This window comes from Kitasatospora sp. NPDC058032 (genome assembly GCF_042885845.1).
Taxonomy (GTDB): Bacteria; Actinomycetota; Actinomycetes; order Streptomycetales; family Streptomycetaceae; genus Kitasatospora.
The window spans coordinates 406,162-431,969 of record NZ_JBHVRK010000003.1 but is presented as its reverse complement, the minus strand read 5'-3'; the positions used below and the strand labels follow the sequence as shown (position 1 = coordinate 431,969).

Here is a 25,808-nt window from a genome sequence, read left to right as displayed (position 1 = left end):
AAGGGAAGGAAAGCGCCTTTCTCCGGAAAACACAAACCCCTGGCCGTCCGGGGGCGGCTCACAGGTGCAGCAGCATGCGCGAGTTGCCCAGTGTGTTGGGCTTCACCCGCTCCAGGTCGAGGAACTCGGCGACACCTTCATCGTACGAGCGGAGAAGTTCTTCATAGACATCCGTAGCGATCGCCGCCGGGTCTGTCGTACCATCATCGGTTTCCTGGAGCTCCCCGATCTCGGTGAAACCGTGTTTCGCGAAGAAGGCGACCTCGAACGTCAAGCAGAAAATCCGACGGACGCCGAGCCAGCGGGCGGTCTGCAGCAGCTTCTCCAGCAGCAGGTGACCGACCCCGTGGCCGCGGCAGGACGGGTCGACGGCGAGGGTGCGGACCTCGGCGAGGTCCTCCCACATCACGTGCAGCGCGCCGCAGGCGACCACGGTGCCGTTGTCGTCGCGTTCCGCGACCCAGAACTCCTGCACCGATTCGAACAGTGTGACGGTGGGCTTGTCGAGCAGAATGCCGTCGCGTGCGTAGGCGTCGATGAGCCCGCGTACGGCCCGCACGTCCGTGGTCCGCGCCCGGCGGATGGTGACCTCCATGGCGGGACGTTATCGTGCCGACCCCGACCCGGTCCCGCCGGTATCCGGTCCGCTCTCCGGTCCGCTCTCCGGCCCGCTCGGGCGGGAATCCGCGGCGGCCGGATCGGACGGGGACAGAGCGGCCACCCGCAAGGCGTCCCGCAGCGCCTCCCGCTGCTCGGGCGACATCAGGCCGAAGAAGTGCACCAGGGCCGCGGCGGGATTGTCGCTCGTGGCCCACGCGTCGTTCATCAGGGCCGCCGTGTACGCCTCGCGCGAGGAGACCGGTTCATATCGATAGGCCCGGCCCGCGCGCTCCCGGCGGAGCCAGCCCTTTCTGTGCAGCTTGTCCAGCACGGTCATCACCGTGGTGTACGCGATATCGCGTTCCGACCGCAGATCCAGGAGAACCTCGCGAACCGTGACCGGTCGGTTCCACTGCCACACCCGGGTCATGATGGCGTTCTCAAGTTCGCCGAGTTGCCGGACCATAGTGCGGCCAGGATAGGGAGTGAATGGGGCAAATCTTGTGAAGTGCCGCAAACCGGCGCGCCGCCACCCCCGGAATCCGGGAATGGCGGCGCGGGGTGATCGCGGGCGACCGACGGGGTCAGTCGACCAGGTCCTCCTTGGTCTTCTGGGCTCCGCCCTGGCTGCGGATGATGGCCCGCACCAGGAAGCCGAAACCGATCGCCATGACCAGCGGCGGGACGATCGCGCTGACGTAGTCCATCAGGTCACTCCTCCTCGGTCTTCTCCGCCGCACCGGCGGACGCCTTGGGCTCCGGCTTCACCAGCGGGAAGAGCACCGTCTCCCGGATGTTCTTGCCGGTCAGCAGCATGATCAGGCGGTCCACCCCGAGACCGAGGCCACCGGTGGGCGGCATCGCGTACTCCAGGGCCCGCAGGAAGTCCTCGTCGACCTGCATCGCCTCGACGTCGCCGCCGGCCGCGAGCAGGGACTGCGCGGTCAGCCGGGCGCGCTGCTCGACCGGGTCGACCAGCTCGGAGTAGGCGGTGCCGATCTCGGTACCGAAGATCACCAGGTCCCACTTCTCGGCCACGCCCGGGATCGAGCGGTGCTGGCGGGTCAGCGGGGAGACCTCGGTCGGGTAGTCCTTGATGAAGGTCGGCCGGACGGCGTTCTCCTCCAGCAGGCGCTCGACCATCTCCAGCACGATCTGGCCGTGGCCCCACTCCTTCTCGAAGGGGATGCCGTGCTCGGTGGCCAGCTTGCGCAGCTCCTCGACGCCGGTCTCCGGGGTGACCTCGGCGCCCAGCCGGGCGGAGATGCCCGGGTAGACGCCGATCTCCTCCCAGGGCTCGGCCAGGTCGATCTCGTGCTCCACGCCGTGCGGGTCCAGGCCCTTGATCACCGTGGTGCCCAGCGCGTCCCGGGCGGCGTTGATGATGGTGGCCCGGATCAGCTCGGCCTGGGTGTCGTAGTCGCCGTAGGCCTCGTACGACTCCAGCGAGGTGAACTCGGGGTTGTGGGTGGAGTCCGCGCCCTCGTTGCGGAAGTTGCGGTTGATCTCGAAGACCTTCTCCGCGCCGCCGACCACCAGCCGCTTGAGGTACAGCTCGGGGGCGATCCGCATGTAGAGGTCGATGTCGTACGCGTTGATGTGCGTCTTGAACGGCCGCGCGTTGGCGCCGCCGTGCACCGGCTGCAGCATCGGGGTCTCGACCTCGATGTAGCCGCGCTCCTCGTAGGTGCGGCGGATCGAGCGGACGACCTTGGAACGCAGGTGGAGGATCTCGCGGGCCTCCGGGTTGACGATCAGGTCGACGTAGCGCTGGCGGACCCGGGCCTCCGGGTCGGTCAGGCCCTTGTGCTTGTCCGGCAGCGGGCGCAGGCACTTGGCGGTGAGCTCCCAGCGGTCCACCATCACCGACAGCTCGCCGCGCCGGGAGGTGATCACCTCGCCCTCGACGCCGACCTGGTCGCCGAGGTCGATGTCGGACTTCCAGGCCGACAGCCGCTCCTCGCCCAGCTTGTCCAGGGAGAGCATCACCTGGAGGTCGCCGGAGCCGTCGCGCAGGGTGGCGAAGCAGAGCTTGCCGCCGGTGCGGGAGAGGATCACCCGGCCGGTGATGCCGACCCGCTCGCCGGTCGCGGTGTCCGGGGTGAGGTCCGGGTGCTTGGCCCGGAGGTCGGCGATGGTGCTCGTCCGGGGGAAGCCGACCGGGTAGGGGTCGACGCCGGCGGCCCGGAGCCGCTCCAGCTTCTCGCGCCGGACGCGCATCTGCTCGGGAAGGTCGTCGGTCGCGGGGATAGGGCTCTGATCGCTCACCCCACCAGAGTAGCCAGCCGCCACCGGTGCTTTGCCACAGGATTACCGTGCCGTGCGGTGCGGCAGTGGTGCCGCGGTGGTGCGACGGGGCCGCCGGGAACGGGAGCCGGGAACGGAACCGGGGAGGCCGGGCCGGACGGATCCGGCGCGGCCTCCCCGGGAGGCGTCGGTGGCGCGGGCTCAGCCGGTGCCGGTGGCCAGTTCGACGTCCGCGTCCTCGGCCGCCGCCGGCGCGGCCGGGTGGACCGGCGGCTTGGGGCGGCGGCCGAACAGCTCCGCGGGGGTGGGCATCCGGTGCGGCCGGACGGGCTGGCGGCCCTGGGGCGCGCGGGGGTCGGCGGACTGCTCGACGGGGGGCTCGGTGCTGCTCATCGGGATCCGTCCTCCAACAGGGGTGAGGGGACTGCCGCTCGGTGCGGCGGGGCTCGGTACGGCGACGAGGTGGCGCTGGCCGGTGGTGAGGGCGAGCCGCTCGCGGACCGCGGCCTCGGCCAGCGCGTGGCAGCGCCCGGCGAGCCGGGAGCGGCGGGAGCGCTCGCCCTGGCCGCAGGGCTGGCGGCTCAGCCCGCGCAGCGCGGTGAGGTCCTCCGGCCCGGGGAGGTAGCCGTCGGCCACCGCCTCCTCCAGCCGTTCCAGGTAGCCGCTGGCACTGCCCGGCAGGGCGGTGCGGTAGCGGGCGAGGTCGGCGAGGAGGAAGGCGCGCAGCCGGCCGCCCTCCTGGACGGCCTCGTCGATCGCCTCGGTCAGGCGCAGCGCGTCCTGGACGTCCTCGGCCCACAGCGCGGCACCCGCGTCGGCGGAGGCCGGCAGGCCGGGGAGCTGGAGGTGGACGGGGACGACGGGGTGCAGGGCTTGGGCGAGGGCGCGGCGCAGCACGCGGACTTCGTCGGCGCTGAAGGCCATGCCGCCGCGCGATCCGTGTGGCGTAGGCATGGGCTGACACTACGTGAGGAATATCCGATTTGTCGGTAGCGTCGCGCCGACGCCGCGCGTCCGGCCCGGGAACGTGCCGGGGCGGCTCAGCGGCGCAGTGCCTCCGCCGGCTGGATCCGGGCCGCCCGCCAGGCCGGGTAGACCCCCGCCAGCAGTCCGGTGAGCAGTCCGATCACCGGCGCCGCCGCCACCGTCGCCGGGTCGACCACCGGAGTCCAGTCCCGGGCGAGCGCCACCCCGAGCACCGTCAGCACCCCCAGCGAGGTGCCCACCAGGCCGCCGATCAGCCCCAGCGAGGCCGACTCGGAGAGGAACTGGCCGGTGATGTGCCGGCCCCGCGCGCCCAGCGCCCGGCGCAGGCCGATCTCACCGGTCCGCTCCAGGACGGCGACCAGGGTGGTGTTGGCGATGCCGACCGCGCCGATCACCAGGCAGATGCCGGCCAGCAGCAGGAACAGCTGGTTGAGGTCGGAGGTGACGTTGGAGCGCAGCGTGCGCGGGTCCGGCGGCGGGACGGGCTTGAAGTACTCCGGGTGCGCCGGGTCCAGGGCGAGCGGGGCCTCGGCGGCGATCTGCCGGGCGGCGCCGATCCGGGTCGAGATGATCATCTTGGCCCGGTCGCGCTCCGGCTCGCCCCAGAGCCTGGCGGCGGCGCCGCGCGGCACCGTCACCGAGAGCAGCAGGTCCGGCTTGCGCTTCACGTCGTCGACGATCCCGATCACCGTGAACGGCTTGTTCTGCAGGAAGATCGCCGGCTGGGTGTCCAGCGTGGTGATGCCCAGCCGGGAGGCCAGCGCCGCGCCGATCACCGCGACCTGGCGGCCGGTGGAGTCGTGCCAGCTGTCGAAGGTCCGGCCCTGCAGCAGGTGCGGCTCGGCCGCCGCGAGCACCCCGGCCGAGGCGGCCACCACGGAGACCTGCTCGCCGCCGCCCTGCCGGCCCACGGGGGCGGCCCGGACCGTTCCGGAGGCCTGGTCCACCGGCCAGTAGACGCCGGCCGCCTCGACCCCGTTCAGTCGCTGGATCCGGGCGTCGGCGTCGGCGGGGAAGGCGAGCGGCACCAGCTCGGGGCGGGTGCCGCCGATGTCCTCGACGCTCACCTCGGTCGCGCTCAGCACGCTGAACCGGGAGTCGATCTGCGAGGAGGTGGTCGCGGTCAGTCCCAGGATGGCCACGAAGGTGCCCACCCCGAGCACGGTGCCCAGACCGGTCAGCGCCGAGCGGGCGGGCCGCTGGAGCACCCCGGCCAGGGCTTCGGCGAACAGGTCGCGCAGCGGGAGGCGGGAGGGCTCGACCACCCGGTCGCGGCGGGTCGGCCTCATGCGACGGCCACCTCCTCGCGCAGCAGGCCGTCCCTGATCGCCACCGTCCGCCGGCCGCGCGCGGCCACCTGCGGGTCGTGGGTGATCAGCAGCACCGTCAGGCCCTGGGCGTGCAGTTCGTCCAGCAGGGCCAGGATCGACTCGGCGGTGACGGTGTCGAGGTTGCCGGTCGGCTCGTCGCAGAGCAGCAGCGACGGCCGGCCGACCAGCGCCCGGGCGATCGCCACCCGCTGGCGCTCGCCGCCGGAGAGCCGGGTCGGCAGTGCGTCCAGCCGGTGGCCGAGGCCCACCCGGACCAGCGCCGCCCGGGCCAGTTCGCGCCGCTCGGCGGCGGCGCGCCGGCCCCGGGTGGCCGTGTAGAGCATGGCGAGGGCCACGTTCTCGGCCGCCGAGCGGTGCGGGAGCAGGTGGAAGGACTGGAAGACGAAGCCTATTCGGCGCCCGCGCAGCGCGGTGCGGTCCGCGTCCGGGAGCCCGCCGGTGTCGATGCCGTCCAGCAGGTAGTGGCCGGTGGTGGGGGCATCCAGCAGGCCGGCGATGTTCAGGAAGGTGGACTTGCCGGAGCCGGAGGGGCCGATCACGGTCACGTACTCGCCGGGGGCGATCGCCAGGTCGCACGGCTTCAGGGCGGCCACCGGCGGCGGGCCCGGGTAGGTCAGGCCGACCTGACGGAACTCGATGACGGGGGTGGCCGGGCCGGTCGCCTCGGCCACGTCGGTCGCTTCGGTCAGCTCGGTCAGCTCGGTCAGCTCGGCCAGCTCGGTCAGGTTGGTCAGGTCGGTCACCTGGGTCGGGTCGGTCACTTGGCACCCGCCCCGGTGGCGTCCTTGACGCCGACGATGACCTGGTCGCCCGGCTTCAGGGTGTTCTCGGTCAGCGGCCGGACCTCGGTGCTGCCGCCGCCCACCGTTCCCGGGGTGACCTCCACCCGGCGGCGCTGCCCGTTCTCGTACACCGTCACCACCGTCCTGCCGTCCGCCGTCGCGGAGACCGCCGACAGCGGGACGACCAGCACCGGGCCGGCCGAGGAGGCGGCCTGGACGGTCAGCCGGACGTCCTGGCCGGCCAGCCGCTGGTCCAGCGGGGCGTCCGGCTGGACCACCATCTGGTAGCCGGTCGCGGCGCCGCCCTGCACGGTGGGCGGGTTCTGGCCGCCGCCCTGGCCGCCGCCCGGCGCGGCGCCGGCCGGCTGGCCGTCCCCGGGGGTGTCCGCGACCGCCGCGACCTTGGCGGCGGCCTTGAGGCCGGTCACCTCGGAGAGGATCTCCACCGCCTGCCCGGGGTGCACCAGGCCCTTGTCGGAGATGGTCAGACTGCCCTTGACCACCAGCGCCCCGGCCGAGACGGTCAGCACCTTGCCGGACACCTCGCCGCCGATCCGGCCGGCCACCGAGTCGACCCGGGCCGGGAAGCCGGAGAGGAACAGCAGCTCGGTGGCCGGGACCATCGGGCCGGCGACGGCCTTCGCGTCCGTCACCTTCTTCCGCAGCTTGGTGAGGTCCTCGGTGGAGCGGTTCACCAGCTTCTGGGCGGTGTCGACCGCGGTGCGGGCGGCGTCCACCGGGCTCTCCCCGGCCGGGGCCGGGGCCGCGCCGCCGCTCGCGGCGGGGCGGCCACCGGTGTCGCCGGCACCGGAGGTCGCCCCGGCCGTCGGCGCGGTGCTCGGCGCGGCGCTCTGCTGGGCCTGCTGCTGCGCCTGCTGCTGGGCGGCCGCCACCGCCTCGTCGTAGCGCTTCTTGGCCTGCTTCAGTGCGTCCTTGGCATCCGCCAGGGCGCGCTCGCCCCCCGTGACCGCGTCCTGGGCGGCGGTCACCTGGGTGTCCCCGTCGGGGGTGGCGGGCAGCGGGTCGTAGCCGCGCGCCGCGTAGAACGCCTTCACCGCGTCCTTGGTGGCGGCGCCGTACGTCCCCTCCGGGTCGGCGGACGACTCGAACCCCAGCTCCTTCAGCGCCTGCTGGAGCTGCTTGACGTCCTGGCCGGTGGCGCCCGGCTTGAGGTCCCGGTACACCGGCAGGTCGCCGTGCAGCGCGAACACCGGCCGCCCGGCCACCTCCAGCACCGACTGCCCGGCCTGCACCTGGTCGCCGACCTTGACCGGCAGCTTGGTCACCACCGGCTTCGCCCCCGCGGCCCCGCCGCCCCCGGCCGGCGCCACGTCCACCGACTGCCCGGCGCTCACCTGGCCGCGGATCACCACGGAGTCGGTCAGCACCCGCTGCTCCACCGCGGCGGTCAGCACGTCCGGCGCCGGCGGCTCGCTGTCCGCGGCCGCCTGTGCGGGTGACTTGATCATCGTCGACGCCGCCACGCCGCCCCCGGCCAGCGCCACCGCGGCCGCCATGACCAGCACCAGCGCCCGCCGGCGCCGCCGGACACCCCGTTCGCCGCCGGCCACCTCGTCGTCCGCCGCCGCCTCCGGCGTCACGTCCGGCTGCTCGAACTCTGCCACGCCCCCACCCTCGTTCCGGGAGATCAAAACAACTGTCCAGCTGTACCGACAAGTTGAACCAGCGTCAAGGTTGCCGTCGGGGACGCCGGTTCATCCGGTCGCCGCCTGGCCCGCGGCCTGGCTCGCCGCCTGCGCGGCACGCTTGTCGGCCTCGGCGGCATCCTTCAGCACCTGGGCGTTCTGCTCGACGAGCCGCTGTTCCACCTGCAAGCGCACCTGGTACCACACGTCCGCCAGTCGACTGCTCGACCGGCACTCGGCGTCCGCCCGGGCGATCGCCAACTCCTGGGCCCCGGCGGCGCCGACGACCTTCTCGAACTGCTGCTCCGCCTCCGTCGGGCTCGCGTACGTGTAGCCGCTGGGCCGCATGCACCCCGACCACTGGGCGAGCGCGGCGACCAGGCGGGAGTCGGCCGTGGTCTGCTGGTCGGCCTGCGTCGTCAGCTCGCGTATCCGGCCCCGGGCCGCGTTCATGGCCGGGTCCGCCGCCGTGTGCCGGATCGCCGCCTCCTTGGCGCACTTGGTCTCCGCGTTGCGTCCCGCAGCGTCGGCGGCGGGGGGCTGCCCCGTCTCCGGTGGCTTCGGGTCGCGTCCGTGCTCGGAGCCGGCGTACCCGAAGTCCTTCAGCGCCTGGGCGGACGGCTGTGCGTACGGGTTCGAGCCCGAACCCTGCGCCTTCCGGTCGGCCAGGAGCTGTGCGGCCGTCACCGGCGGCCGTTCGGTGAGCTGGTACCCCTGGTCCCGTGCGCACTTCGCGGCGATCTTGTTCAGCGCGTTCTGAGTGACGGCCTGGCTCTCCGCGTCCCCCAGCATCGCCGTCTCCAGCGGCAATCCCGTCTCCCGTGCGGCCTCGGCGGCGGCCGGTGCCCCGGACGGGGTGGCGGCGGGAGCCGAGGAGCCCCCGCCGGAGCCGCCGGAGGAGCATCCGGCCAGTGTCACGGCCGCCGCCATGACCAGCAGCAGCGCCCGCCGGCGCCGCCGGGCCGCCCGCTCGCCGCCGCCCGCCTCGTCGTCCGACCGCGTGTCATCGGCCACGTCCACACCCTCGTTCCGGAAAGTCGATCCAACTGTCGACCGTGTAGACCGATTGACTGTCCGTCATGGTTGTCGTGCGGTGGTGTCGACTTCATGCGGGTGCCGCGGGTCAGGAGGCCAGGGCCTGGGCGGCGAGCTTCACGCGCTTGTCGATGTCCTGCTTGACGGCGCGCAGGGCCTCGGCGTTCTGCTCGATCAGCGCGCTCTCGTAGGCGGACTCGACCGTGAACCAGATGCCGACGACGTTGTGTTCGGCCTTGCAGGTCGCATCGGCGGTGGCGGTCTGCCGGGCCTTCTCGGAGGCGGCGCCCAGGGTCTGCCACTGCGGGTCGTCGGTGGCCGCGATCGGGGTCGGGTAGTCGTAGCCCTTGGCCTTCATGCAGCCGGACCAGGCGGAGAAGGCGGCGAGCAGCCGGGTGTCGGCCTGCGACTGCTTCCAGCCGGTGTTCTTGACATCGAGCGCGAGTTGGGTGTCCCCGCCGTTGCCGTTTTCTGCGGTGGCGCCCAGCCTGCCGCTCGCTTCGCCGATGCAACCGCCGGGCGGGACCTTCTGGCCGTTGACCTCCTTGCCGTCGCCCTGAGGGGTCTGTCCTGGCAGGACGGCGGCCCGGCCGTCCGGGCTGCCGGTGAGGGCCAGCAGGTACGCGGGTGGCTCCGGAGCGCGTGAAGGCTTCTCGTCGGAGGTGGGGGTCTTGGAGGTGTAGCCGTACTGGGCGGCCTCGGCGACGTCCGTGACGAAGTACCGCCGCTGCGTCAGGCTCTTGGCCATGCTCCCCCCACCGGGCGGGGCGGGAGGCGGGGTGACGACGAAGCCGAACCGGGCCATGCAGCGGTTCGTCAGTGCTGTCCTGGCCGCGACCAGCTGCTTGCTCTGCTCGGTCGTCAACAGGTACGCCTCGATGGGTAATGTCTTGTCCTCGACCTGGACGAGGGTTGGCACGGCGGAGACTGGCGGTGGGGCCGCGGAGAGGCCGCCCGAAGGCTTGCCGTCGGGCGTGGCCGACGAGGTGCAGCCGACCGCGAGGAGAAGTAGTGCTCCCCCTGCGAGCAGTAGCGGCCGACTGAGTGGCGAGGCTTGTGTGGCCATCTTGTTCAGATCTCCGTGGTTCGGTCGTGCGGGAGCGGCGCGGGCCCGAGCGACGCTCGTGACCGGGCCCGCGCCGTGGTGCAGCGGGTCAGTTGACCCGTTGCCAGGTACCGGCGGCGTTGTCGTTCTTCACGACGGTGAGGTCGGCGAAGCTGTAGGGCCTGATGGACTCGTGGTTGCCCCAGGGCGTGGCGCCGCTCCGCTCCCAGATGGTGATCTGGAAGCTGTCATCCCCGTTGGCCACGGCGGCGGCGTGGTTCTTGACCTCCACGCCCGCACCGGCGCTGCCGTACATGCCGGCACTGAAGTACGAGCCGGTGTAGTTGTTGACGTTGATGTCGTGTGCGAACTGGGCGCCCAGGTTGTAGTTGGAGGAGTTGTAGAACAGGCAGGCGTAGCTGTAGGTGCAGGCGCCGATGGTGGCGGCCGAGGCGGCCGGGGCGACGGCGACGGCGGTGCCGAGGCCGGTGGCGAGGATCGCGGCCATGGCCGTGATGCGCTTGACGTTCACGTTGGACCCTTCGGACGGCCCGCCCGTGGAGCGGGCGGGGGCGCGAAGGAGAGAAGCATGGTACTTCCCCCCGTGTGGAACGCCGGGGGCCGCGGATGTGGACCCGAGCCCCCGAGTGCTGCCGAATCTAGGCGATCCTTCGCATCAAGACCATTGTCCGCAGGGACAGTTGGACATCCGCTCGTACAGTGCGACCATCGCCAGGCGCAGCCGCGAGTCGACGCCGAGGCGGTCCATCAGTGCGGCGACGTGGGCCTTGACGGTGCGTTCGGTGATGCCGAGGCGCGCGGCGACCTCCTGGTTGGAGAGATCCAGGACGAGGAGTTCGAGTACCTCGGCCTGGCGGCCGCTCAGGCTGTCGATCCGGGACGCCGAGGTGCGCAGGTCGTCCAGGGTGGCATCGACGGCCGTGATGGTTCCGTGCATGTGTTTCCCCCCTCAGTGCCTACCGCTCCTCGATGGGGAGCGGCGGGTGATGGGGCCCCGGCGTTCGACGCTAGCACGGGGCCGAGAGGGCGGAGATGATCACGCTCGGTCGCGATGGGGGGACCGTGGGTGAATGTCCCCATTCGCGCGGGTGTGATGTCCGTCACACCCGCGGGGCCTCAGCTCGGGCGGTTGCGCTCGTAGACCAGCCGCAGGCCGATGAGGGTCAGCCAGGGCTCGTGGACGTCGATCGAGCCGGCCTCGCCGAGGACCAGCGGCGCCAGGCCGCCGGTGGCGATCACCTGGACGTCGTCGGGGTCCTTGGACAGCTCGCGGGCCATCCGGTCGACCAGGCCGTCGACCTGGCCGGCGAAGCCGTAGAGGATGCCGGACTGCATGCCCTCGACGGTGTTCTTGCCGATCACGTTGCGCGGGCGGGTCAGTTCGATCTTGCGCAGCAGGGCGCCGCGGTTGCCGAGCGCCTCGACCGAGATCTCGATGCCGGGGGCGATCGCGCCGCCGACGTAGTCGCCGCGGGCGTTGACCGCGTCGAAGGTGGTGGCGGTGCCGAAGTCGACCACGATGCACGGGCCGCCGTAGAGGTGGTTGGCGGCCAGCGCGTTGACGATCCGGTCGGCGCCGACCTCCTTGGGGTTGTCCATCAGGACGTGCACCCCCGTCTTCACCCCCGGCTCCACGATCACCGCGGGGACGTCGCCGTAGTAGCGGCGCGTCACCTCGCGGAACTCGTGGAGCACGGAGGGGACGGAGGAGCAGATCGCCAGGCCCTCGACCTTCGCGTCGGCGATCGCGGTGCGCGATCCCTGCGAGCCCATCAGGCCGTTCAGCAGAACCGCCAGTTCGTCCGCCGTGCGCCGCGGATCCGTGGAGATCCGCCAGGTCTCGACGACCTCTTCGCCGCCGAACAGGCCGAGGGTGGTCTGGGTGTTGCCGACGTCGATGGTGAGCAGCATCAGGGTGCTTTCTGCGTCGAGGGCCAGCGGGCGGACGGAGCGGTCGGACGGGTGGAACGGCCGGACGGAGCGGACGGTCGGTCAGGCGCGCAGGTCCAGGCCGATGTCCAGGATCGGCGAGGAGTGGGTCAGCGCGCCCACCGCCAGGTAGTCGACACCAGTCTGGGCGACCTCGCGCGCGGTGGCCAGGGTGAGTCCGCCGGAGGCCTCCAGCTTGGCCCGGCCGGCCACCAGTGCGACCGCCTCGACCAGCTGCGGAACCGTGAAGTTGTCCAGCAGGATCAGATCGGCCCCGGCCTCCAGGACCGGCGCGATCTGCTCCAGGGTGTCGACCTCGACCTCGACCGGCAGCTCCGGGTAGGCGGCCCGGACGGCCCGGAACGCCTCGGCGACGCCGCCGGCCGCGATCACGTGGTTGTCCTTGACCAGGGCCGCGTCCGACAGCGCCATCCGGTGGTTGGCGCCCCCGCCGCAGCGGACCGCGAACTTCTCCAGCGCGCGCAGGCCCGGGGTGGTCTTGCGGGTGTCGCGGACCACCGCGCCGGTGCCCTCCAGGGCGTCGGCCCAGGCGCGGGTGGCGGTGGCGATGCCGGACAGGTGGCAGAGCAGGTTGAGCGCGCTGCGCTCGGCGGTCAGCAGGTCGCGGGTGCGGGAGCGGACCGAGAGCAGCACCTGGCCGGCCTCGACCCGGTCGCCGTCCTGGACGTGCCGCTCGACCTCGAACTCCTCCTCGCAGACCAGCGAGACGACCGCCTCGGCGATCCGCAGACCGGCCACCACGCCGGCCTGGCGGGCGGTGAAGTCGGCGGTGGCGACGGCGTCGGCGGGCACGGTCGCCACCGAGGTGACGTCCTCGCCGCCGGCCAGGTCCTCGGCCAGCGCCAGGGTGGCGATGTCCTCGACCTCGATCGGGTCCAGACCGGCCTCCTCCAGCAGCTCGGCGAGCTGCGGGTCCAGGCCGGTCTCGTAGCCCTCGCCGTCGCCGCAGGCGCAGCCGTCGCCGCAGCCGCCGGCCAGCGGGAGCTCCTCGTGCTCGTGCTCGTGCAGGTGGGTCACGTCGGTCGCGTCGGTCATGGTGTTACTGCTCCTCGAGGGTGCTGACGGGGCCGCCGGAGGCGGTGAGGGTGATGATCAGGTGGCGCCGCCAGTGCGCGTCGTCCCGGTCGGGGAAGTCCTCGCGCCAGTGGCAGCCGCGGGTCTCCTCGCGTTGCGCGGCGGTGGTGACCAGCGCGTCGGAGACCAGCAGCAGGTTGGCGGCCTCCCAGGTCTCCACCCGGGGGTCGGCCGGCTTCTGCTCGGCGGCGTCGGAGCGGGCCTGCTCGGTGAGCAGCGCCAGCCCGCGCGCCGTGGCGGCCATGGACGCGGCGGAGCGCAGGACGCCCGCGCCGCGCGACATCAGCCGCTGGATCTCGGCCCGCGCCTCGGGCGCGGGCAGCGGCACCGGGCGGGCGGCGCGGGCTGCCGCCGCGTCGACGGTGCGCGCGGGCAGGCCGCCGGCCGCGTGCCGGGCGGTCAGGTCGGCGGCGATCCGCTCGGCGAAGACCAGGCCCTCCAGCAGCGAGTTGGAGGCCAGCCGGTTGGCGCCGTGCACACCGGTGCAGGCGACCTCGCCGCAGGCGTACAGGCCGGGCACGGAGGTGCGGCCGATGGGGTCGGTGCGCACCCCGCCGGAGGCGTAGTGGGCGGCCGGGGCGATCGGGATCGGCTCGGTGACCGGGTCGATGCCGTGCGCGCGGCAGGTCGCCAGGATGGTCGGGAAGCGCCGCTGCCACATCTCGGCGCCGAAGTGCCGCCCGTCCAGGTACATGTGGTCGGTGCCCAGGAGCTGCATCCGGCGGGTGATCGCCTTGGTGACGATGTCGCGCGGGGCCAGCTCGGCCAGCTCGTGCTGTCCGAGCATGAAGCGGACGCCGTCCGCGTCGACCAGGTGGGCGCCCTCGCCGCGGACCGCCTCGGAGATCAGCGGCTGCTGGCCCTCGGCCTCCGGGCCGAGCCAGAGCACGGTGGGGTGGAACTGGACGAACTCCAGGTCGGTGACCTCGGCGCCGGCCCGCAGCGCGAGCGCCACGCCGTCGCCGGTGGAGACCACCGGGTTGGTGGTGGCCGAGAAGACCTGGCCCATGCCGCCGGTGGCGAGCACCACCGCGCGGGCCCGGACGGCGCCGACGCCGTCCCGCTGGCCCTCGCCCATCACGTGCAGGGTCAGTCCGGCGGCGTGCCCCTCGGCGTCGGTGAGCAGGTCGAGCACGAGGGCGTGCTCGATGAGCTCCACCTCGGGGTCGCGCCGGACGGCGTCGACCAGGGCCCGGGATATCTCGGCGCCGGTGGCGTCCCCGCCGGCGTGCGCGATCCGGTTGCGGTGGTGGCCGCCCTCGCGGGTGAGCAGGACCGCGCCGTCCTCGCCCAGGTCGAAGGCGGCGCCGGCCTCGATCAGCCGGCGGACCGCGCCCGGGCCCTCGGTGACGAGGGTGCGGACGGCGTCCTCGTCGCACAGCCCGACGCCGGCCACCAGGGTGTCGGTCAGATGCTGCTCGGGGGTGTCCCCCTCGCCCAGGGCGGCCGCGACGCCGCCCTGGGCCCAGCGGGTGGAGCCGTCGTCCAGCATCGCCTTGGTGACCACGATGGCCCGCAGGCCGGCCTTGCGGACGTTGAGCGCGACGGTGAGCCCGGCCACGCCGGAGCCGACCACGACGACGTCGGTGTCGGCGGTCCAGCCCGGTGCGGGGGCGGTGAGGCGGTGCGTGACGGCGGACATGTCGGTGATGGCTCCTTAGCGCGCGGCGGCGTCGACGGCGCCGCTGTCGCCACGGTACGCGGCGTCCCCGCGCAGCAGTCCGGTGCCCTCCCCGGCCTCGGCCGGGTCGCCGCCGGTGCCGGTGATCCGGTTGTGCTCGTCGACGAAGACGACCTTGGGGAGGTAGCCCTTGGCCTCGGCGGTGTCCATCTGCCCGTAGGCGATCAGGATGACGAGGTCGCCGGGGTGGACCAGGCGGGCGGCGGCGCCGTTGATGCCGATGACGCCGGAGCCGCGCGGGCCGGCGATGGTGTACGTCTCCAGCCGGGCGCCGTTGTTGATGTCGACGATGTGGACCAGCTCGCCGGGGAGCAGGTCGGCGGCGTCGAGCAGGTCCTCGTCCACCGTGACCGAGCCGACGTAGTGCAGGTCGGCCTGGGTCACGGTGGCCCGGTGGATCTTGGACTTGAGCATGGTGCGGAGCATTGCGGGTCACGCCTCCTGTGAGTGCATGCCTAGGGGAACTGCGGGGGAGCTACCGGATCACCGGACGATGATGCGGACGTTGTCGATCAGGCGGGTCGTGCCGACCTTCGCGGCGACGGCCAGCACCGCCTCGCCCTGGAAGTCGTCCGGCGCCTCGGTGAAGTCGTGCGGATCGACCAGGGCGAGGTAGTCGAGGTCGACGCCCTCGGCGGCGTCCAGCACGGCCGCGGCGGCCTCGCGCGCGGCCTTCGGGCCCCGCGAGGCCGCGTCCCGGCCGGCGAACAGCGCCTCGGACAGGGCGAGGGCGCGGGTGCGCTCCTCCGCCGAGAGGTAGCGGTTGCGGGAGGAGAGCGCCAGCCCGTCCTCCTCGCGCAGGGTCGGCACGCCGACCACCTCGACGTCGAAGTCGAGGTCGGCCACCATCCGGCGGACGATCGCCAGCTGCTGGGCGTCCTTCTCGCCGAAGAAGGCGAAGTCCGGGTCGGTGATGTGCAGCAGCTTGGCGACCACGGTCAGCACGCCGTCGAAGTGGCCGGGCCGGGTGGCGCCCTCGTAGCGCTCGCCCATCGGGCCGGCCGCCAGCCGCACCTGCGGCTCGCCGTTCGGGTAGACCTCGTCGACGGACGGCGCGAAGACCACGTCGGCGCCGTTGGCCTCGGCGAGCCGCACGTCCTCGTCCAGGGTGCGCGGGTAGCGCTCCAGGTCCTCGCCGGCGCCGAACTGCAGCGGGTTGACGAAGACCGTGACGGCGACCCGGCCGTCCCGGCCGACCTGCTTGCGGGCGGCGCGGATCAGCGCGGCGTGGCCCTCGTGCAGGGCGCCCATCGTCATCACGACGGCGTTGTCCACCGGCTGCTCGTCCGGCCAGAACGCCGCCTCGAAGTCGTCGACGGTGTGCGTGACCACGGCCCGGTGGACCTTCGGGGCGCGCTGGGCCTTGCCCGGCTGCTTGCCGCGTGCCATTACTGCTTCTCCTCGTTCAGTACGTCCAGCAGCGCCGCCGCCGACGCTTCGTCGATCGTCCCGTGGGCCAGGGCCCGCTGGGCGGTGGCGCGGGCCATCGCCCGGTAGGCGGCCGGGATGTCCGGGGACACCGTACTGAGCTGCGCCAGGTGGCGTCGCACGGTGCCGGCGTCGCCCCGGGCGACCGGGCCGGTGAGGGCCGCGTCGCCGGAGCGCAGTGAGTTGTCGAGCGCGGCGCCGAGCAGCGGGCCGAGCATCCGGCCGGGCTCGGCGACGCCGGCCGCGCTCAGCAGCTCCATCGCCTGCGAGACCAGGGTGACCAGGTGGTTGGCGCCGTGCGCGAGGGCGGTGTGGTAGCGCGGGCGGACGTCCTCGGGCACCCACTCGGGCTCGCCGCCCATCTCCACCACCAGCGCCTCGGCGACCGGGCGCAGTTCCTCGGGGGCGGTCACCCCGAACGGGCAGCCGGCCAGCCGGGCCAGGTCCACCGAGGTGCCGGTGAAGGTCATCGCCGGGTGCAGTGCCAGCGGCAGCGCGCCGGCCCGGGTGGCCGGCTCCAGCACGGCCACGCCGTGCGCGCCGGAGGTGTGCACCAGCAGCTGGCCGGGGCGGACGGCCCCGGTCGCGGCGAGGCCGGCCACCAGGTCGGCCAGCGCGTCGTCGGGGACGGTGAGCAGCACCAGGTCGGCGGCGGCCAGCACCTGCGGCGGGGTGACGATCCGCACGCCCGGCAGCAGCGACTCGGCGCGGCGGCGGGAGGCGGCGGACACCCCGGAGGCGGCGACCACCTTGTGGCCGGCGAGCTGGAGGGCGGCGCCGAGCGCCGGGCCGACCCGGCCGGTGCCGACCACGCCCACGGCGAGGCGGGCGGGGCGGTTGCCGGGGTCGGCCGGGTCGCCGAGGCCGTCGGCGAGCGGGGCGAACTCGCCGGGGTCGGCGAAGTCGGACGGACTCACGGGTCCACCTTTGTCCAAGGGCTCCGTTCCAGTCCACCTGACGGGGTACCGGACGTACCGGCCCATTCTACGGGGGCGGGAACGGGCCCGGGCGGCTCAGTCCGTGGCGCCGGCCCGGACCAGGCCCGCCTCGTAGGCCAGCACCACCGCCTGGACGCGGTCGCGCAGGCTGAGCTTGGCCAGGATCCGCCCGACGTGGGTCTTCACGGTGGCCTCGGAGAGCACCAGCCGGGCCGCGATCTCCCCGTTCGACAGGCCCTGGGCGACCAGCAGGAACACCTCGCGCTCGCGCTCGGTGAGCGGGCCGAGGGTGTCCGCGCGGCCGGGGCCGCCCTGCGGGGTGGGCAGCACCTCGGCGAACCGGTCGATCATGCGGCGGGTGGTGGTCGGCGCGACCACCGCGTCCCCGCCGTGCACGGCGCGGATCGCGGCCACCAGCTCGGTCGGCGGCACGTCCTTGAGCAGGAAGCCGCTGGCACCGGCCTTGAGCGCGGCGAAGGCGTACTCGTCGAGGTCGAAGGTGGTGAGGATGAGCACGTGCGGGGCGTCCGGCAGCGGGCTGCCGTCCTCGGCCAGGCAGATCCGCCGGGTGGCCTGCACGCCGTCCAGCCGCGGCATCCGGACGTCCATCAGGATCACGTCGACCGCGGTGTGCCGGAGCTTCTCCAGGGCCTGGGCGCCGTCCCCGGCCTCGGCGGCGATCTCGATGTCGCCCTGCGACTGCAGGATCATCCGGAATCCGGTACGCAGCAGCTCCTGGTCGTCGACCAGCATCACGCGGATGGTCAAGGGGGGCTCCTAAGCTCCTCGGGGGAACGGCGGGGGTCGATGGGCGCCCGGGCCGGGGGTCAGTGGGCCGCCTTGAGCGGCAGCACGGCGCGGATCCGGAAGCCGCCGCCGGGGCGCGGCCCGACGTCGAGGCTGCCGCTGACCATGCCGACCCGCTCGCGCATGCCGATCAGGCCGTGGCCCTGGCCGTCGCTTCCGCCGGTGGCCAGCTGCTCGTCGGTGCTGCCGCGGCCGTCGTCCTCGACCAGGACGGCCAGCTCGCGCTCGCCGAAGTCGACCGCGACCCGGGCGTGCACGTCGGGGCCGCCGTGCTTGCGGACGTTGGTCAGCGCCTCCTGGACGATCCGGTAGACGGTCAGCTCGACGCCGCGCGGCAGTTCGCGCGGATCGCCCGAGGTGGCGAAGTCCACCTGGAGGCCGGCCGTGCGGACCTGGTCCAGCAGCTCGGGGAGCTCCTCGACGCCCGGCTGCGGCACGTACTCCTCGCCCTTGGTGTCGGCGGTGCGCAGCACACCGAGCAGCCGGCGCATCTCGACCAGCGCCTGCCGGCCGGTGGAGGCGATGGTGCCCAGCGCCTCCTTGGCCTGCTGGGGCGAGTTGTCCAGCACGTACGCGGCGCCGTCCGCCTGGACGATCATCACCGAGACGTTGTGCGCGACCACGTCGTGCAGTTCGCGGGCGATCCGGGCCCGTTCGGCGGCGACCGCCACCTTGGCCTGGGCGTCGCGCTCGCGCTCCAGCCGGGCCGCGCGGTCCTCCAGCTCCACCAGGTAGGCCCGGCGGACCCGGGTCAGCCGTCCCCACGCCCAGCAGAGGATGAACGGGGTGGACATCATCCCGGAGAAGAACAGCGCCTCGGGAACGGAGTACTGGACGTAGCTGATGTCGCCGTCGGGCAGTCGGGTGGCCTTCTCCGGATGGATCTGCCAGAACACCAGCGGGCCGGCCAGCAGTCCGGCGACCAGGGCCGCCCGGGACGTCCAGGGCCGGCCGAACGCGGCACCCGTGTAGGCGAACACCAGGAAGGCGACGCTGGAGAACGCCGGGTTGACGTTCAGGACCACCTGGGTGAGGCCGACCACGATCGCGGCGGCCACGGTGAGGTCGGGGAAGCGCCGACGGAACACCATCAGCAGCGGCAGCACGACGGCGATGACCGTGTCGGCCACCAGACGCCAGCCCTCCGGGCGGCCGCTCTCGTCGGGCAGCAGCCCGAAGACCAGCACCAACGCCGCCCAGGCGGAGTCGACCACCATGGGGTGACGGCGGAGCCAGGCGTTGAGTCGATGCACGGGTCAAGCGTAGGCAACCGCGGCGTGTCCCCAGGTCCGCCGGGAGAGCGATCCGTCCTACTCCCTAGGTCGGAGAGGCCCGGGTACCGATGCCGTACGGATTGGGCGGGTGCCCACCGGGTGTGTAGCGTCCCGCCCCATGACCTGGATGCGGTGGGCGCCCGCGACCGAACACGCCCTCTACGGACCCGACGGCGGCTTCTACCGCAGGCCGGAGGGCCCCGCCGGGCACTTCCGCACCTCGGTGCACGCCTCGCCGCTGTTCGCCCGCGCGGTCGCCCGGCTGCTCCGCGAGGTGGACGCGGTGCTCGGCCGTCCGGAGGAGCTGGCGTTCGTGGACGTCGGGGCCGGGCGGGGGGAACTGGTCGCCGGGGTGCTGGCCGAGCTGCCCCGGGCGCTGGGGGAGCGGCTCCGGGTGTACGCGGTGGAACTCGCCGACCGCCCGCCGCTGCCGCCCGCCGCTCCGTCCACAGGGCTGTGGACGGAGTCGCGGTGGAACGCCGTGGTGTGGACGGACGAGGTGCCGCGCGGCGTCACCGGGCTGCTGTTCGCCAACGAGTGGCTGGACAACGTGCCGCTGGACACCGGCGAGGTCGGCGAGGACGGGCGGCTGCGCTACCTGGAGGTGGACACCGCGACCGGCGAGGAGCGGCTCGGCGCCCCGGTCGACGCCGCCGACGCCGCCTGGGCCGCCCGCTGGTGGCCGGCCGAACGCCTCGGCGACTTCGCCGAGTTCGGCGGCCCGCGGGACGCCGCCTGGGCGCACGCGGTGGCCGGCCTGGAGCGCGGTCTCGCCGTCGCCGTCGACTACGGGCACACCGCCGACGGCCGCCCGCCGTTCCCCACCCGCACCGGCTTCCGCTCCGGCCGCGAGGTGGCCCCGGTGCCCGACGGCTCCTGCGACGTCACCGCGCACGTCGCGCTGGACGCCGTCGCCGTCCCCGGTCTCCACAGCCTGTGGACGACGCAGCGGGAGGCGCTGCGGGCGCTCGGCGTCAGCGGCGCCCGGCCCTCGCTCGCCCTCGCCTCCACCGACCCGGCCGGCTACCTGCGGGCCCTCGGCGGGGCCGGCGAGGGCGCGGAGCTCACCGACCGGGCCGGTCTCGGCGCCTTCGGCTGGCTCGCGCAGACCGTCCGGATGCCGGTACCGCCGAGCCTGGAGGCACTGGCGGGATGGCAGACTCTCACCCCATGAGGGAGACCACGGTCGGCATCGGGGCGGGAGCCGAGAACTTCACGGGCGAGGCGGGCGCCACCGACATGGTGCTCAACATCGGCCCGCAGCACCCGGCCACCCACGGCGTGCTGCGCCTGCGGCTGGTGCTGGACGGCGAGCGCATCGTCAGCGCCGAGCCGGTGATCGGCTACATGCACCGGGGCGCCGAGAAGCTCTTCGAGGCCCGGGACTACCGGCAGATCATCATGCTGGCCAACCGGCACGACTGGCTCTCGGCCTTCTCCAACGAGCTCGGCGTGGTGCTCGGCGTCGAGCGGATGCTCGGCATGGAGGTGCCCGAGCGGGCGGTGTGGATCCGCACCCTGCTCGCCGAGCTGAACCGCGTCCTCAACCACCTGATGTTCCTCGGCTCCTACCCGCTGGAGCTGGGCGGGATCACCCCGATCTTCCATGCCTTCTCCGGCCGCGAGGACCTCCAGCACGTGCTGGAGGAGGCCTCCGGCGGCCGGATGCACTACATGTTCAACCGGGTCGGCGGCCTGAAGGAGGACCTGCCGGCCGGCTGGCTCGGCCGGGTCCGCGCCGCCGTCGCCGTCGTCCGCTCCCAGCTGCCGGTCTTCGAGGAACTGGTGCTGGGCAACGAGATCTTCCGCGCCCGCACCGCCGGGGTCGGCGTCCTCACCAGGGCGCAGGCCGAGGCGTACGGCGTCAGCGGCCCGATCGCGCGGGCCAGCGGCCTGGACTTCGACCTGCGCCGCGACGAGCCCTACCTCGCGTACGGCAGCGAGGAACTGCGGCGGGTGCTCACCGTGGTCACCCGCGAGGAGGGCGACTGCCTGGCCCGCTTCGAGTGCCTGCTGGAGCAGACGGCCAACGCGCTGGACCTCGCCGACGCCTGCCTGGACAAGATCGCCGGACTCGCCCCCGGGCCGGTCAACCTGCGGCTGCCCAAGGTGCTCAAGGCCCCCGAGGGCAGCACCTACGCCTGGACGGAGAACCCGCTCGGCGTCAACGGCTACTACCTGGTGTCGCGCGGCGACAAGACGCCGTGGCGGCTCAAGCTGCGCTCGGCGTCGTTCAACAACATCCAGGCGCTGACCGAACTGCTGCCGGGGACGCTGGTCGCCGACATGGTGGCGATCCTCGGCTCGATGTACTTCGTCGTCGGCGACATCGACAAGTGAGCCGCGCCGGCGGGTGAGGGGGCGGGCGGGCCCGCCCCCTTCGGCGCTACTTGCTCTTCGCGGCCTTCGGCTTCTTCGCCGGGTCGGCCGGGTGCGGGGCCACCTTGCGGTCGCCCTTGGTGGCGATCCGCTCCTCGCACAGCTCGGCCAGCACCCGGTACGCGGCCCGGCCCATCAGCTCGGTGAGCTCCGGGCGGTAGCTGACGTAGACCGGGTCGGCGCCCTGGTGGGCGTCCGGGCTGCCGGTGCACCACCAGTGCAGGTCGTGGCCGCCCGGGCCCCAGCCGCGCCGGTCGTACTCGCCGATGGTGACCTGCAGGTAGCGGGTGTCGTCGGGGCGGTCGATCCAGTCGTAGGTGCGGCGCACCGGCAGCTGCCAGCAGACGTCCGGCTTGGTCTCCAGCGGCTCGCGGCCCTCCTTGAGCGCGAGCGCGTGCAGGGCGCAGCCCGCCCCGCCGGCGAAACCGGGGCTGTTCACGAAGATGCAGGCGCCGTTGACCCGGCGGGTCTGGCGGTCGCCGTCCTCGTCGAGCATGGTGATGCCGCCGTCGGCCTTGATCCGGCCCTTGGCATCGGTGCCGTGCGGGTGGTTCTCCCACAGCTCCGGGGTCAGCCGGGCCGCGTGACCGGTGACGCGCTTCTCGTCGTCCTCGTCCGAGTAGTGCGCGCCCAGCGTGCAGCAGCCGTCGGACTCGCCGCGGCCCTCGCGGATGCCCTGGCAGCCCTGGCCGAAGATGCACGACCAGCGCGAGGTCAGCCAGGTCAGGTCGCAGCGGAAGACCTGCTCCGCGTCGTCCGGGTCGGTGAACTCGACCCAGGCGCGCGGGAAGTCGAGCGGGACCTCGGGGCGGAGCTCGGAACGCAGGACCGGCATCGCGAGGTCGACGGCGGTCGGGCCGCCGTCCTTCGGCTTGGCCTTCTTCCCCTTGGAGGTGCTGCTGCTGTGCTTGGACGTGTCTGCTGCTGCCACTCGGCAAGGGTAGAGCCTCCGCGCGCCGGCCAACCGTCCGTGGCCACGGGGTTTACGGCGAGTTCACCGCGCGGCGGCCGGGCGACGGCGGGGCGACGGCGGGTGCGCGGCCGCCGTGAAGGCCGGGTGAAGCCGGGTGAAGGGGCCGTCGGCGGGCGCCGGGCGGGGGCTCGGCGGGCCCTAGGATGGCGGCCGGTCCAGCACGGGGAGGTACGGGGATGGCCGGCGGCGGCGAGTTCGTCATCAAGCCCTGGGAACTGCACGGTGAGGGACGGGAGTTCGAGCGGATCTCGGCGGACTTCGGGAAGGCCGCCACCGCCCTGGAGCAGGGGCTCGCGGCGCTCGGCAGCCCGTGGGGCGGGGACAAGCCGGGCAGCGGGTTCGCCGCCGCCTATCGGGAGGCGCACGGCGGGCTGCTCGGCGGGCTGCGCGGGCTGGCCGGGCGGCTGGGGACGGTCGGCGCGGGTCTGCACGGCATGGCCGAGCGGACCGCCGACACCGACACCTCGGCGGCGAGCGGCTTCGCCGGCGGCCCGGCGGGCGGGCCCGGTACCGCCGAGGTCCGGCCGGTCTGAGCACCCGCGGGCGGGCGCGCGCACCGTTCGGGGCCCGGCGCGCGTCCCTCCAGGGGGCGGAGCGCCGCCCCGCTCCGCAGGCCCGTCCGTCGAAGGGGGAAGCGCGTGTCGCGGAAACTGCCCGAGGAACTCGTCCCGGTCCTGGCCCGGACCGGGCGGCGCTGGCCGCTGGCCGACGAGGAGGGGCTGCGCAGGGCGGCCGGGCTCTGGCGCGAGTTCGGCCACGAGGCGGACCGGCTCGCCAAGCGCGGGGGCGACGCGGCGCGGCGGGTCACCGGGGACAACTCCGGCCGCGCCGTCGAGGCCTTCGCCGCGTACTGGCAGGCGTTCCGGGGCGGCGGCAAGGGGCACCTGGACGACGCGCACGGCGCCGCCGGGCTGGTCGCCGGCGCCTTCGACACGGCCGCCCGCGCCGTCGACTCCTGCAAGGCCGACATCGTGGCCGCCCTCAACGAGCTGGCCGCCGAACTGAAGAAGGCCGACGAGCAGGAGGCCAAGGCCCGGACGGCGGCCGAGGCGGCCCCGGCCGCGACGGCACCGGAGGCGGGCGGGCTCTTCGACGCGGTGCGGCAGAGCGCCGAGGCCGCCGCCGCGGTCGCCGCCGAAACGGCCGCGCGGGCGGTGGCCGCCGCCGCCGTCGAGGCCGCCGGACTGAAGATCGGCGGCCTGCTGGACGAACTCGGCCGGGCGATGAAGGACGGCCTGGGCACCACGCTGCGGGAACCGGCCGTGGTCGCGCTGCTGCGCCTGGCGCCGCCCGGTGCCGAGGGCGTGCGGGCGGCCGGGTACCCGGGCGGCGTGGGCGCGGCCTTCGACCCGGTGGCGGCCGGACTGCCCGCCGTCCTCGGCGAGCCGGGGGTGCTCGGCGGTCCCGGCGGGACGGGGTTGGCCGTGGTGCTCGGGCAGGACGGCAAGCCGGTGGTGGGCGTGCCCGGGTTGGCGGTGAAGCTCGACGAGGCCGGGCGGCCGGTCCTGGACGAGCACGGCGAACCGGTCATCGTGCGGGCCGACGGCACCCCGGTGGCCGATGCCGCCGGGCTGGTGGTCGTCCCGGGTGCGGACGGCCGTCCGGTGGTCGGGGTGGAGAACCTGGCCGTGAAGCTGGACGAGCACGGGCGGCCGGTGCTGGGCAGGGACGGGCAGCCGGTGCTGACCGGGCAGGACGGCCGGGAGATCACCGGGGTGCCGCTGGCCGGGGTCGCGGGGACGGACGGGCGGCCCGGACCTGGCACGGGTGTGGACGGGGCGGACGGTGACGGCCACGGGCACGGCCGCGATCACGGGCCGGTGACGGCAGTGACGGCAGTGACGGCAGTGACGGCCGTGACGGCCGGGGCGGACGCGGTGCTCGGGGCGGGGGCCTCGGCGGTGTCCGGTGGGCCCGGGGGCGACTCCGAGCCCGAGCGGTCGGGCCCCGGCCACGGCCCGGGCGGGCACGGGCCGAGGCCGGGGCCCTCGGCGGGCTTCGCGGAGGCTCCGAGTGGTGGGGGCCAGGGGGGCGGCGACCGGACGTCGGCCGGCCCGGCGCCCGGTCCCGCCCCCGCGCCCGCTCCGGCCCTCACGCCGGTCCACCACGCCGACGGGGGCGGGGGGCCGTCAGGTTCGGCCGGCCCGTCCGGGCCCGCCCGCGCGGCCGACGACGACTACCTGCTGCCTCCCGCCGCCGCACCCGCACCCGCACCGAGCCCGGCCCACGGCGGCGGAAGCGGGCACCCCGCCGCCGCCCCGGTGACCGTACGCACCGACTCGGTGCTCGCGCCGCCCGCGCCCCGGTCCGCCCCCGCGTACGACGTCCCGGCGCAGGCCCCGGCCCCGCCACCCGCACCGGCTGCGGGGGGCTGGACGGCCGCGCCGCACGTCGCCGCGCACCCCGGCCCCTACGCCGCGCCGTTCGCCCCGCCGCCGTTCACCGCACCGCCGGTTCCCGGCGGGGGCGGGGCGCTCGGCCCGGGACCGCTGGCCGTGGGCGCGGCCCCGGGGACGTCCGGCGCGCACGGCCCGGCCCCGTTCGGCAGCGGGATCGGCGCGGGCGCCCCGGCGGCCCCTGCGCAGCCCGCCCCGGCCCCCGTACCCGGCGCCCCCGCTGCGGCGGTCCCGCGCGCCGCCGCCGGGCCCGCCCACCCGGCCGTCGCCCCGGTGGCTGCCCCGGTGCCGCTGCCCGTTCCCCCGCCGCCGACCGTCCCGCCGTCGGTCGGACCCGGCACCGGCCAGGCCCCGGCCCCCGTGCCCGGCCCGGGCTCCGCGCCCGGGCGCTCCGACGACCACCCGGACGGCCACCACCCGCACCGCCGCCGCACCGACGGCCCGCCCGCCGACGACGGACCCGGGCTCGCCTGGGGCGCGGTGCAGGTGGCCACCGCGCACGCCACCGCCCTGCACCTGGCCATGCGCGCGCTGCGCGGGGAAGGCGCCGCGGGCGCGCCCGTCGTCCGGCTGCGGACCATCGCCGACAGCCGCCCGACCGGCCTGCCCGGCGGGCTCGCCCCGGTCGACCCGGAGCACCAGCGCGAGATCGAACGCCGGGCGCCCCGGGACGCCGACGGCCTGCCCGTCCGCCACCCCGACCCGGCGGCCGGGGGCTGGACCGAGGTGCTCAACGACGGCGGGTACCGCGAACCGGGACGGGCCAACAACAGCCTGGAGATCGCCCTCTCCGCCGTCGACACCTTCACCGGCCGGCCGACCTGCGCCGCCCCGCGCGTCCCCACCGAGGGCGACGCGGGCGAGCGCGGCGGCCGCGACCGCGCCGAGCGCGAACTCGGCGCACCGTTCCGCGACCTCGGCGACGGCGACCGGGCCTTCGTCCGGCTGGCGGGCGCGCTGCGCCGGGCCGGCCACGGTGCCCAGGCGGTGCTGCTCACCCTGGACGGCTTCGGCCGCCCGCACGCCTGGAACGCGGTGAACCACCGGGACACCGTGACCTACCTCGACCACCAGACGGGCCGCCGGGACCCGGCGCCGCTGCACCCCGCCGACCACGGCCTCTGGGCCGTCGCGCTCGGCCCCGAAGGCCGCCCCCTCGACCTGCTCGCCCCCACCCCGTGACCTCGGTGGCACCCGTAGACCGGTCCATGTGC

25 protein-coding genes are annotated in these 25,808 nt (G+C 74.5%); 4 read left to right on the top strand and 21 right to left on the bottom strand.

All coding sequences use genetic code 11. The annotated features are described in order from the left end of the window. Nucleotides 1–58 precede the first annotated feature (58 nt). From ACFVUH_RS07475 to ACFVUH_RS07380, 20 genes are all read right to left on the bottom strand, one after another. Nucleotides 59–595 (bottom strand): amino-acid N-acetyltransferase, encoded by a 537-nt coding sequence (locus ACFVUH_RS07475; protein ID WP_355357842.1) that lies wholly within the window; start codon nt 593–595, stop codon nt 59–61. 9 nt (nt 596–604) lie between these two features. Next, entirely contained in the window at nt 605–1,066 is a 462-nt protein-coding gene (locus tag ACFVUH_RS07470) for a BlaI/MecI/CopY family transcriptional regulator (RefSeq protein WP_387911740.1), read from the bottom strand. A 118-nt stretch (nt 1,067–1,184) separates the two neighbouring features. Beyond that, nucleotides 1,185–1,307, bottom strand: a complete 123-nt coding sequence (locus ACFVUH_RS07465; RefSeq protein ID WP_355357848.1) for a hypothetical protein — start codon at nt 1,305–1,307, stop codon at nt 1,185–1,187. A gap of 4 nt (nt 1,308–1,311) precedes the next feature. Continuing rightward, nucleotides 1,312–2,868, bottom strand: a complete 1,557-nt coding sequence (lysX, locus tag ACFVUH_RS07460; protein ID WP_387911738.1) for a bifunctional lysylphosphatidylglycerol synthetase/lysine--tRNA ligase LysX — start codon at nt 2,866–2,868, stop codon at nt 1,312–1,314. 180 nt (nt 2,869–3,048) lie between these two features. Then, nucleotides 3,049–3,801, bottom strand: a complete 753-nt coding sequence (locus ACFVUH_RS07455) for a hypothetical protein (RefSeq protein WP_355357851.1) — start codon at nt 3,799–3,801, stop codon at nt 3,049–3,051. Nucleotides 3,802–3,887: 86 nt separating this feature from the next. Beyond that, the gene (locus ACFVUH_RS07450) at nt 3,888–5,123 is read right to left on the bottom strand and encodes an ABC transporter permease (RefSeq protein WP_355357854.1); all 1,236 of its coding nucleotides are present in this window, start codon (nt 5,121–5,123) and stop codon (nt 3,888–3,890) included. Further along, complete coding sequence (locus ACFVUH_RS07445) at nt 5,120–5,836, bottom strand: ABC transporter ATP-binding protein (protein WP_387911825.1); 717 nt, start codon at nt 5,834–5,836, stop codon at nt 5,120–5,122. Before ACFVUH_RS07445 ends, ACFVUH_RS07450 begins: the two co-directional genes overlap by 4 nt. Nucleotides 5,837–5,922: 86 nt before the next feature. Then, nucleotides 5,923–7,572 carry a peptidoglycan-binding protein gene (locus tag ACFVUH_RS07440; RefSeq protein WP_387911736.1) on the bottom strand — a complete coding sequence of 550 codons (1,650 nt, stop codon included), beginning with the start codon at nt 7,570–7,572 and terminating at the stop codon, nt 5,923–5,925. A gap of 90 nt (nt 7,573–7,662) precedes the next feature. Next, nucleotides 7,663–8,607: a hypothetical protein gene (locus ACFVUH_RS07435; protein WP_387911734.1), complete on the bottom strand. Its 945-nt coding sequence runs from the start codon at nt 8,605–8,607 to the stop codon at nt 7,663–7,665. Between the two features lie 109 nt (nt 8,608–8,716). Beyond that, nucleotides 8,717–9,547, bottom strand: coding sequence for a hypothetical protein (locus ACFVUH_RS07430; RefSeq protein ID WP_387911732.1), 831 nt, complete (start codon nt 9,545–9,547; stop codon nt 8,717–8,719). 235 nt (nt 9,548–9,782) lie between these two features. Beyond that, nucleotides 9,783–10,205, bottom strand: a complete 423-nt coding sequence (locus ACFVUH_RS07425; protein WP_387911730.1) for a hypothetical protein — start codon at nt 10,203–10,205, stop codon at nt 9,783–9,785. A gap of 144 nt (nt 10,206–10,349) precedes the next feature. Further along, entirely contained in the window at nt 10,350–10,631 is a 282-nt protein-coding gene (locus tag ACFVUH_RS07420) for a LuxR C-terminal-related transcriptional regulator (RefSeq protein WP_387911728.1), read from the bottom strand. 179 nt (nt 10,632–10,810) lie between these two features. Further along, a complete protein-coding gene (locus ACFVUH_RS07415; protein WP_355357872.1) occupies nt 10,811–11,605 on the bottom strand; it encodes a type III pantothenate kinase in 795 nt (264 codons plus the stop codon). 81 nt (nt 11,606–11,686) lie between these two features. Further along, on the bottom strand, nt 11,687–12,679 hold the full coding sequence (nadC, locus tag ACFVUH_RS07410; RefSeq protein ID WP_355357875.1) for a carboxylating nicotinate-nucleotide diphosphorylase: 993 nt from the start codon (nt 12,677–12,679) through the stop codon (nt 11,687–11,689). A gap of 4 nt (nt 12,680–12,683) precedes the next feature. Next, the gene (locus ACFVUH_RS07405) at nt 12,684–14,360 is read right to left on the bottom strand and encodes an L-aspartate oxidase (RefSeq protein WP_387911726.1); all 1,677 of its coding nucleotides are present in this window, start codon (nt 14,358–14,360) and stop codon (nt 12,684–12,686) included. A gap of 15 nt (nt 14,361–14,375) precedes the next feature. Beyond that, nucleotides 14,376–14,825: an aspartate 1-decarboxylase gene (gene panD / locus ACFVUH_RS07400; RefSeq protein WP_355357881.1), complete on the bottom strand. Its 450-nt coding sequence runs from the start codon at nt 14,823–14,825 to the stop codon at nt 14,376–14,378. Nucleotides 14,826–14,882: 57 nt separating this feature from the next. Then, nucleotides 14,883–15,788 (bottom strand): pantoate--beta-alanine ligase, encoded by a 906-nt coding sequence (gene panC / locus ACFVUH_RS07395; RefSeq protein ID WP_387911724.1) that lies wholly within the window; start codon nt 15,786–15,788, stop codon nt 14,883–14,885. Then, complete coding sequence (locus ACFVUH_RS07390; RefSeq protein ID WP_387911722.1) at nt 15,788–16,744, bottom strand: Rossmann-like and DUF2520 domain-containing protein; 957 nt, start codon at nt 16,742–16,744, stop codon at nt 15,788–15,790. Before ACFVUH_RS07390 ends, panC begins: the two co-directional genes overlap by 1 nt. A gap of 96 nt (nt 16,745–16,840) precedes the next feature. Further along, nucleotides 16,841–17,533 carry a response regulator transcription factor gene (locus ACFVUH_RS07385; RefSeq protein ID WP_355357890.1) on the bottom strand — a complete coding sequence of 231 codons (693 nt, stop codon included), beginning with the start codon at nt 17,531–17,533 and terminating at the stop codon, nt 16,841–16,843. A 59-nt stretch (nt 17,534–17,592) separates the two neighbouring features. After that, complete coding sequence (locus ACFVUH_RS07380) at nt 17,593–18,825, bottom strand: sensor histidine kinase (protein ID WP_355357893.1); 1,233 nt, start codon at nt 18,823–18,825, stop codon at nt 17,593–17,595. Between the two features lie 139 nt (nt 18,826–18,964). On the opposite strand from ACFVUH_RS07380, the gene ACFVUH_RS07375 reads away from it, so the two are divergent. Both ACFVUH_RS07375 and ACFVUH_RS07370 read left to right on the top strand, forming a co-directional pair. After that, nucleotides 18,965–20,020, top strand: coding sequence for an SAM-dependent methyltransferase (locus ACFVUH_RS07375; protein WP_387911720.1), 1,056 nt, complete (start codon nt 18,965–18,967; stop codon nt 20,018–20,020). After that, a complete protein-coding gene (locus ACFVUH_RS07370) occupies nt 20,017–21,186 on the top strand; it encodes an NADH-quinone oxidoreductase subunit D (protein WP_355357899.1) in 1,170 nt (389 codons plus the stop codon). Before ACFVUH_RS07375 ends, ACFVUH_RS07370 begins: the two co-directional genes overlap by 4 nt. 46 nt (nt 21,187–21,232) lie before the next feature. On the opposite strand, the gene ACFVUH_RS07365 is transcribed toward ACFVUH_RS07370, so the two are convergent. Next, complete coding sequence (locus ACFVUH_RS07365; RefSeq protein WP_387911718.1) at nt 21,233–22,156, bottom strand: hypothetical protein; 924 nt, start codon at nt 22,154–22,156, stop codon at nt 21,233–21,235. A gap of 218 nt (nt 22,157–22,374) precedes the next feature. Here ACFVUH_RS07365 and ACFVUH_RS07360 point away from each other — a divergent pair, with 218 nt between their 5' ends. Continuing rightward, entirely contained in the window at nt 22,375–22,731 is a 357-nt protein-coding gene (locus ACFVUH_RS07360; RefSeq protein ID WP_355357902.1) for a hypothetical protein, read from the top strand. Between the two features lie 105 nt (nt 22,732–22,836). After that, nucleotides 22,837–25,776 (top strand): toxin glutamine deamidase domain-containing protein, encoded by a 2,940-nt coding sequence (locus ACFVUH_RS07355; protein WP_387911716.1) that lies wholly within the window; start codon nt 22,837–22,839, stop codon nt 25,774–25,776. The last annotated feature ends 32 nt before the right edge of the window (nt 25,777–25,808 follow it).

Bases quoted from the DNA above. Each gene is read 5' to 3' on its own strand.
- ACFVUH_RS07475 (WP_355357842.1), bottom strand. From the start codon at position 595: ATGGAGGTCACCATCCGCCGGGCGCGGACCACGGACGTGCGGGCCGTA.
- ACFVUH_RS07470 (WP_387911740.1), bottom strand. From the start codon at position 1,066: ATGGTCCGGCAACTCGGCGAACTTGAGAACGCCATCATGACCCGGGTG.
- ACFVUH_RS07465 (WP_355357848.1), bottom strand. From the start codon at position 1,307: ATGGACTACGTCAGCGCGATCGTCCCGCCGCTGGTCATGGCGATCGGT.
- ACFVUH_RS07455 (WP_355357851.1), bottom strand. From the start codon at position 3,801: ATGCCTACGCCACACGGATCGCGCGGCGGCATGGCCTTCAGCGCCGAC.
- ACFVUH_RS07450 (WP_355357854.1), bottom strand. From the start codon at position 5,123: ATGAGGCCGACCCGCCGCGACCGGGTGGTCGAGCCCTCCCGCCTCCCG.
- ACFVUH_RS07420 (WP_387911728.1), bottom strand. From the start codon at position 10,631: ATGCACGGAACCATCACGGCCGTCGATGCCACCCTGGACGACCTGCGC.
- ACFVUH_RS07415 (WP_355357872.1), bottom strand. From the start codon at position 11,605: ATGCTGCTCACCATCGACGTCGGCAACACCCAGACCACCCTCGGCCTG.
- nadC (WP_355357875.1), bottom strand. From the start codon at position 12,679: ATGACCGACGCGACCGACGTGACCCACCTGCACGAGCACGAGCACGAG.
- ACFVUH_RS07405 (WP_387911726.1), bottom strand. From the start codon at position 14,360: ATGTCCGCCGTCACGCACCGCCTCACCGCCCCCGCACCGGGCTGGACC.
- panD (WP_355357881.1), bottom strand. From the start codon at position 14,825: ATGCTCCGCACCATGCTCAAGTCCAAGATCCACCGGGCCACCGTGACC.
- panC (WP_387911724.1), bottom strand. From the start codon at position 15,788: ATGGCACGCGGCAAGCAGCCGGGCAAGGCCCAGCGCGCCCCGAAGGTC.
- ACFVUH_RS07375 (WP_387911720.1), top strand. From the start codon at position 18,965: ATGACCTGGATGCGGTGGGCGCCCGCGACCGAACACGCCCTCTACGGA.
- ACFVUH_RS07370 (WP_355357899.1), top strand. From the start codon at position 20,017: ATGAGGGAGACCACGGTCGGCATCGGGGCGGGAGCCGAGAACTTCACG.
- ACFVUH_RS07360 (WP_355357902.1), top strand. From the start codon at position 22,375: ATGGCCGGCGGCGGCGAGTTCGTCATCAAGCCCTGGGAACTGCACGGT.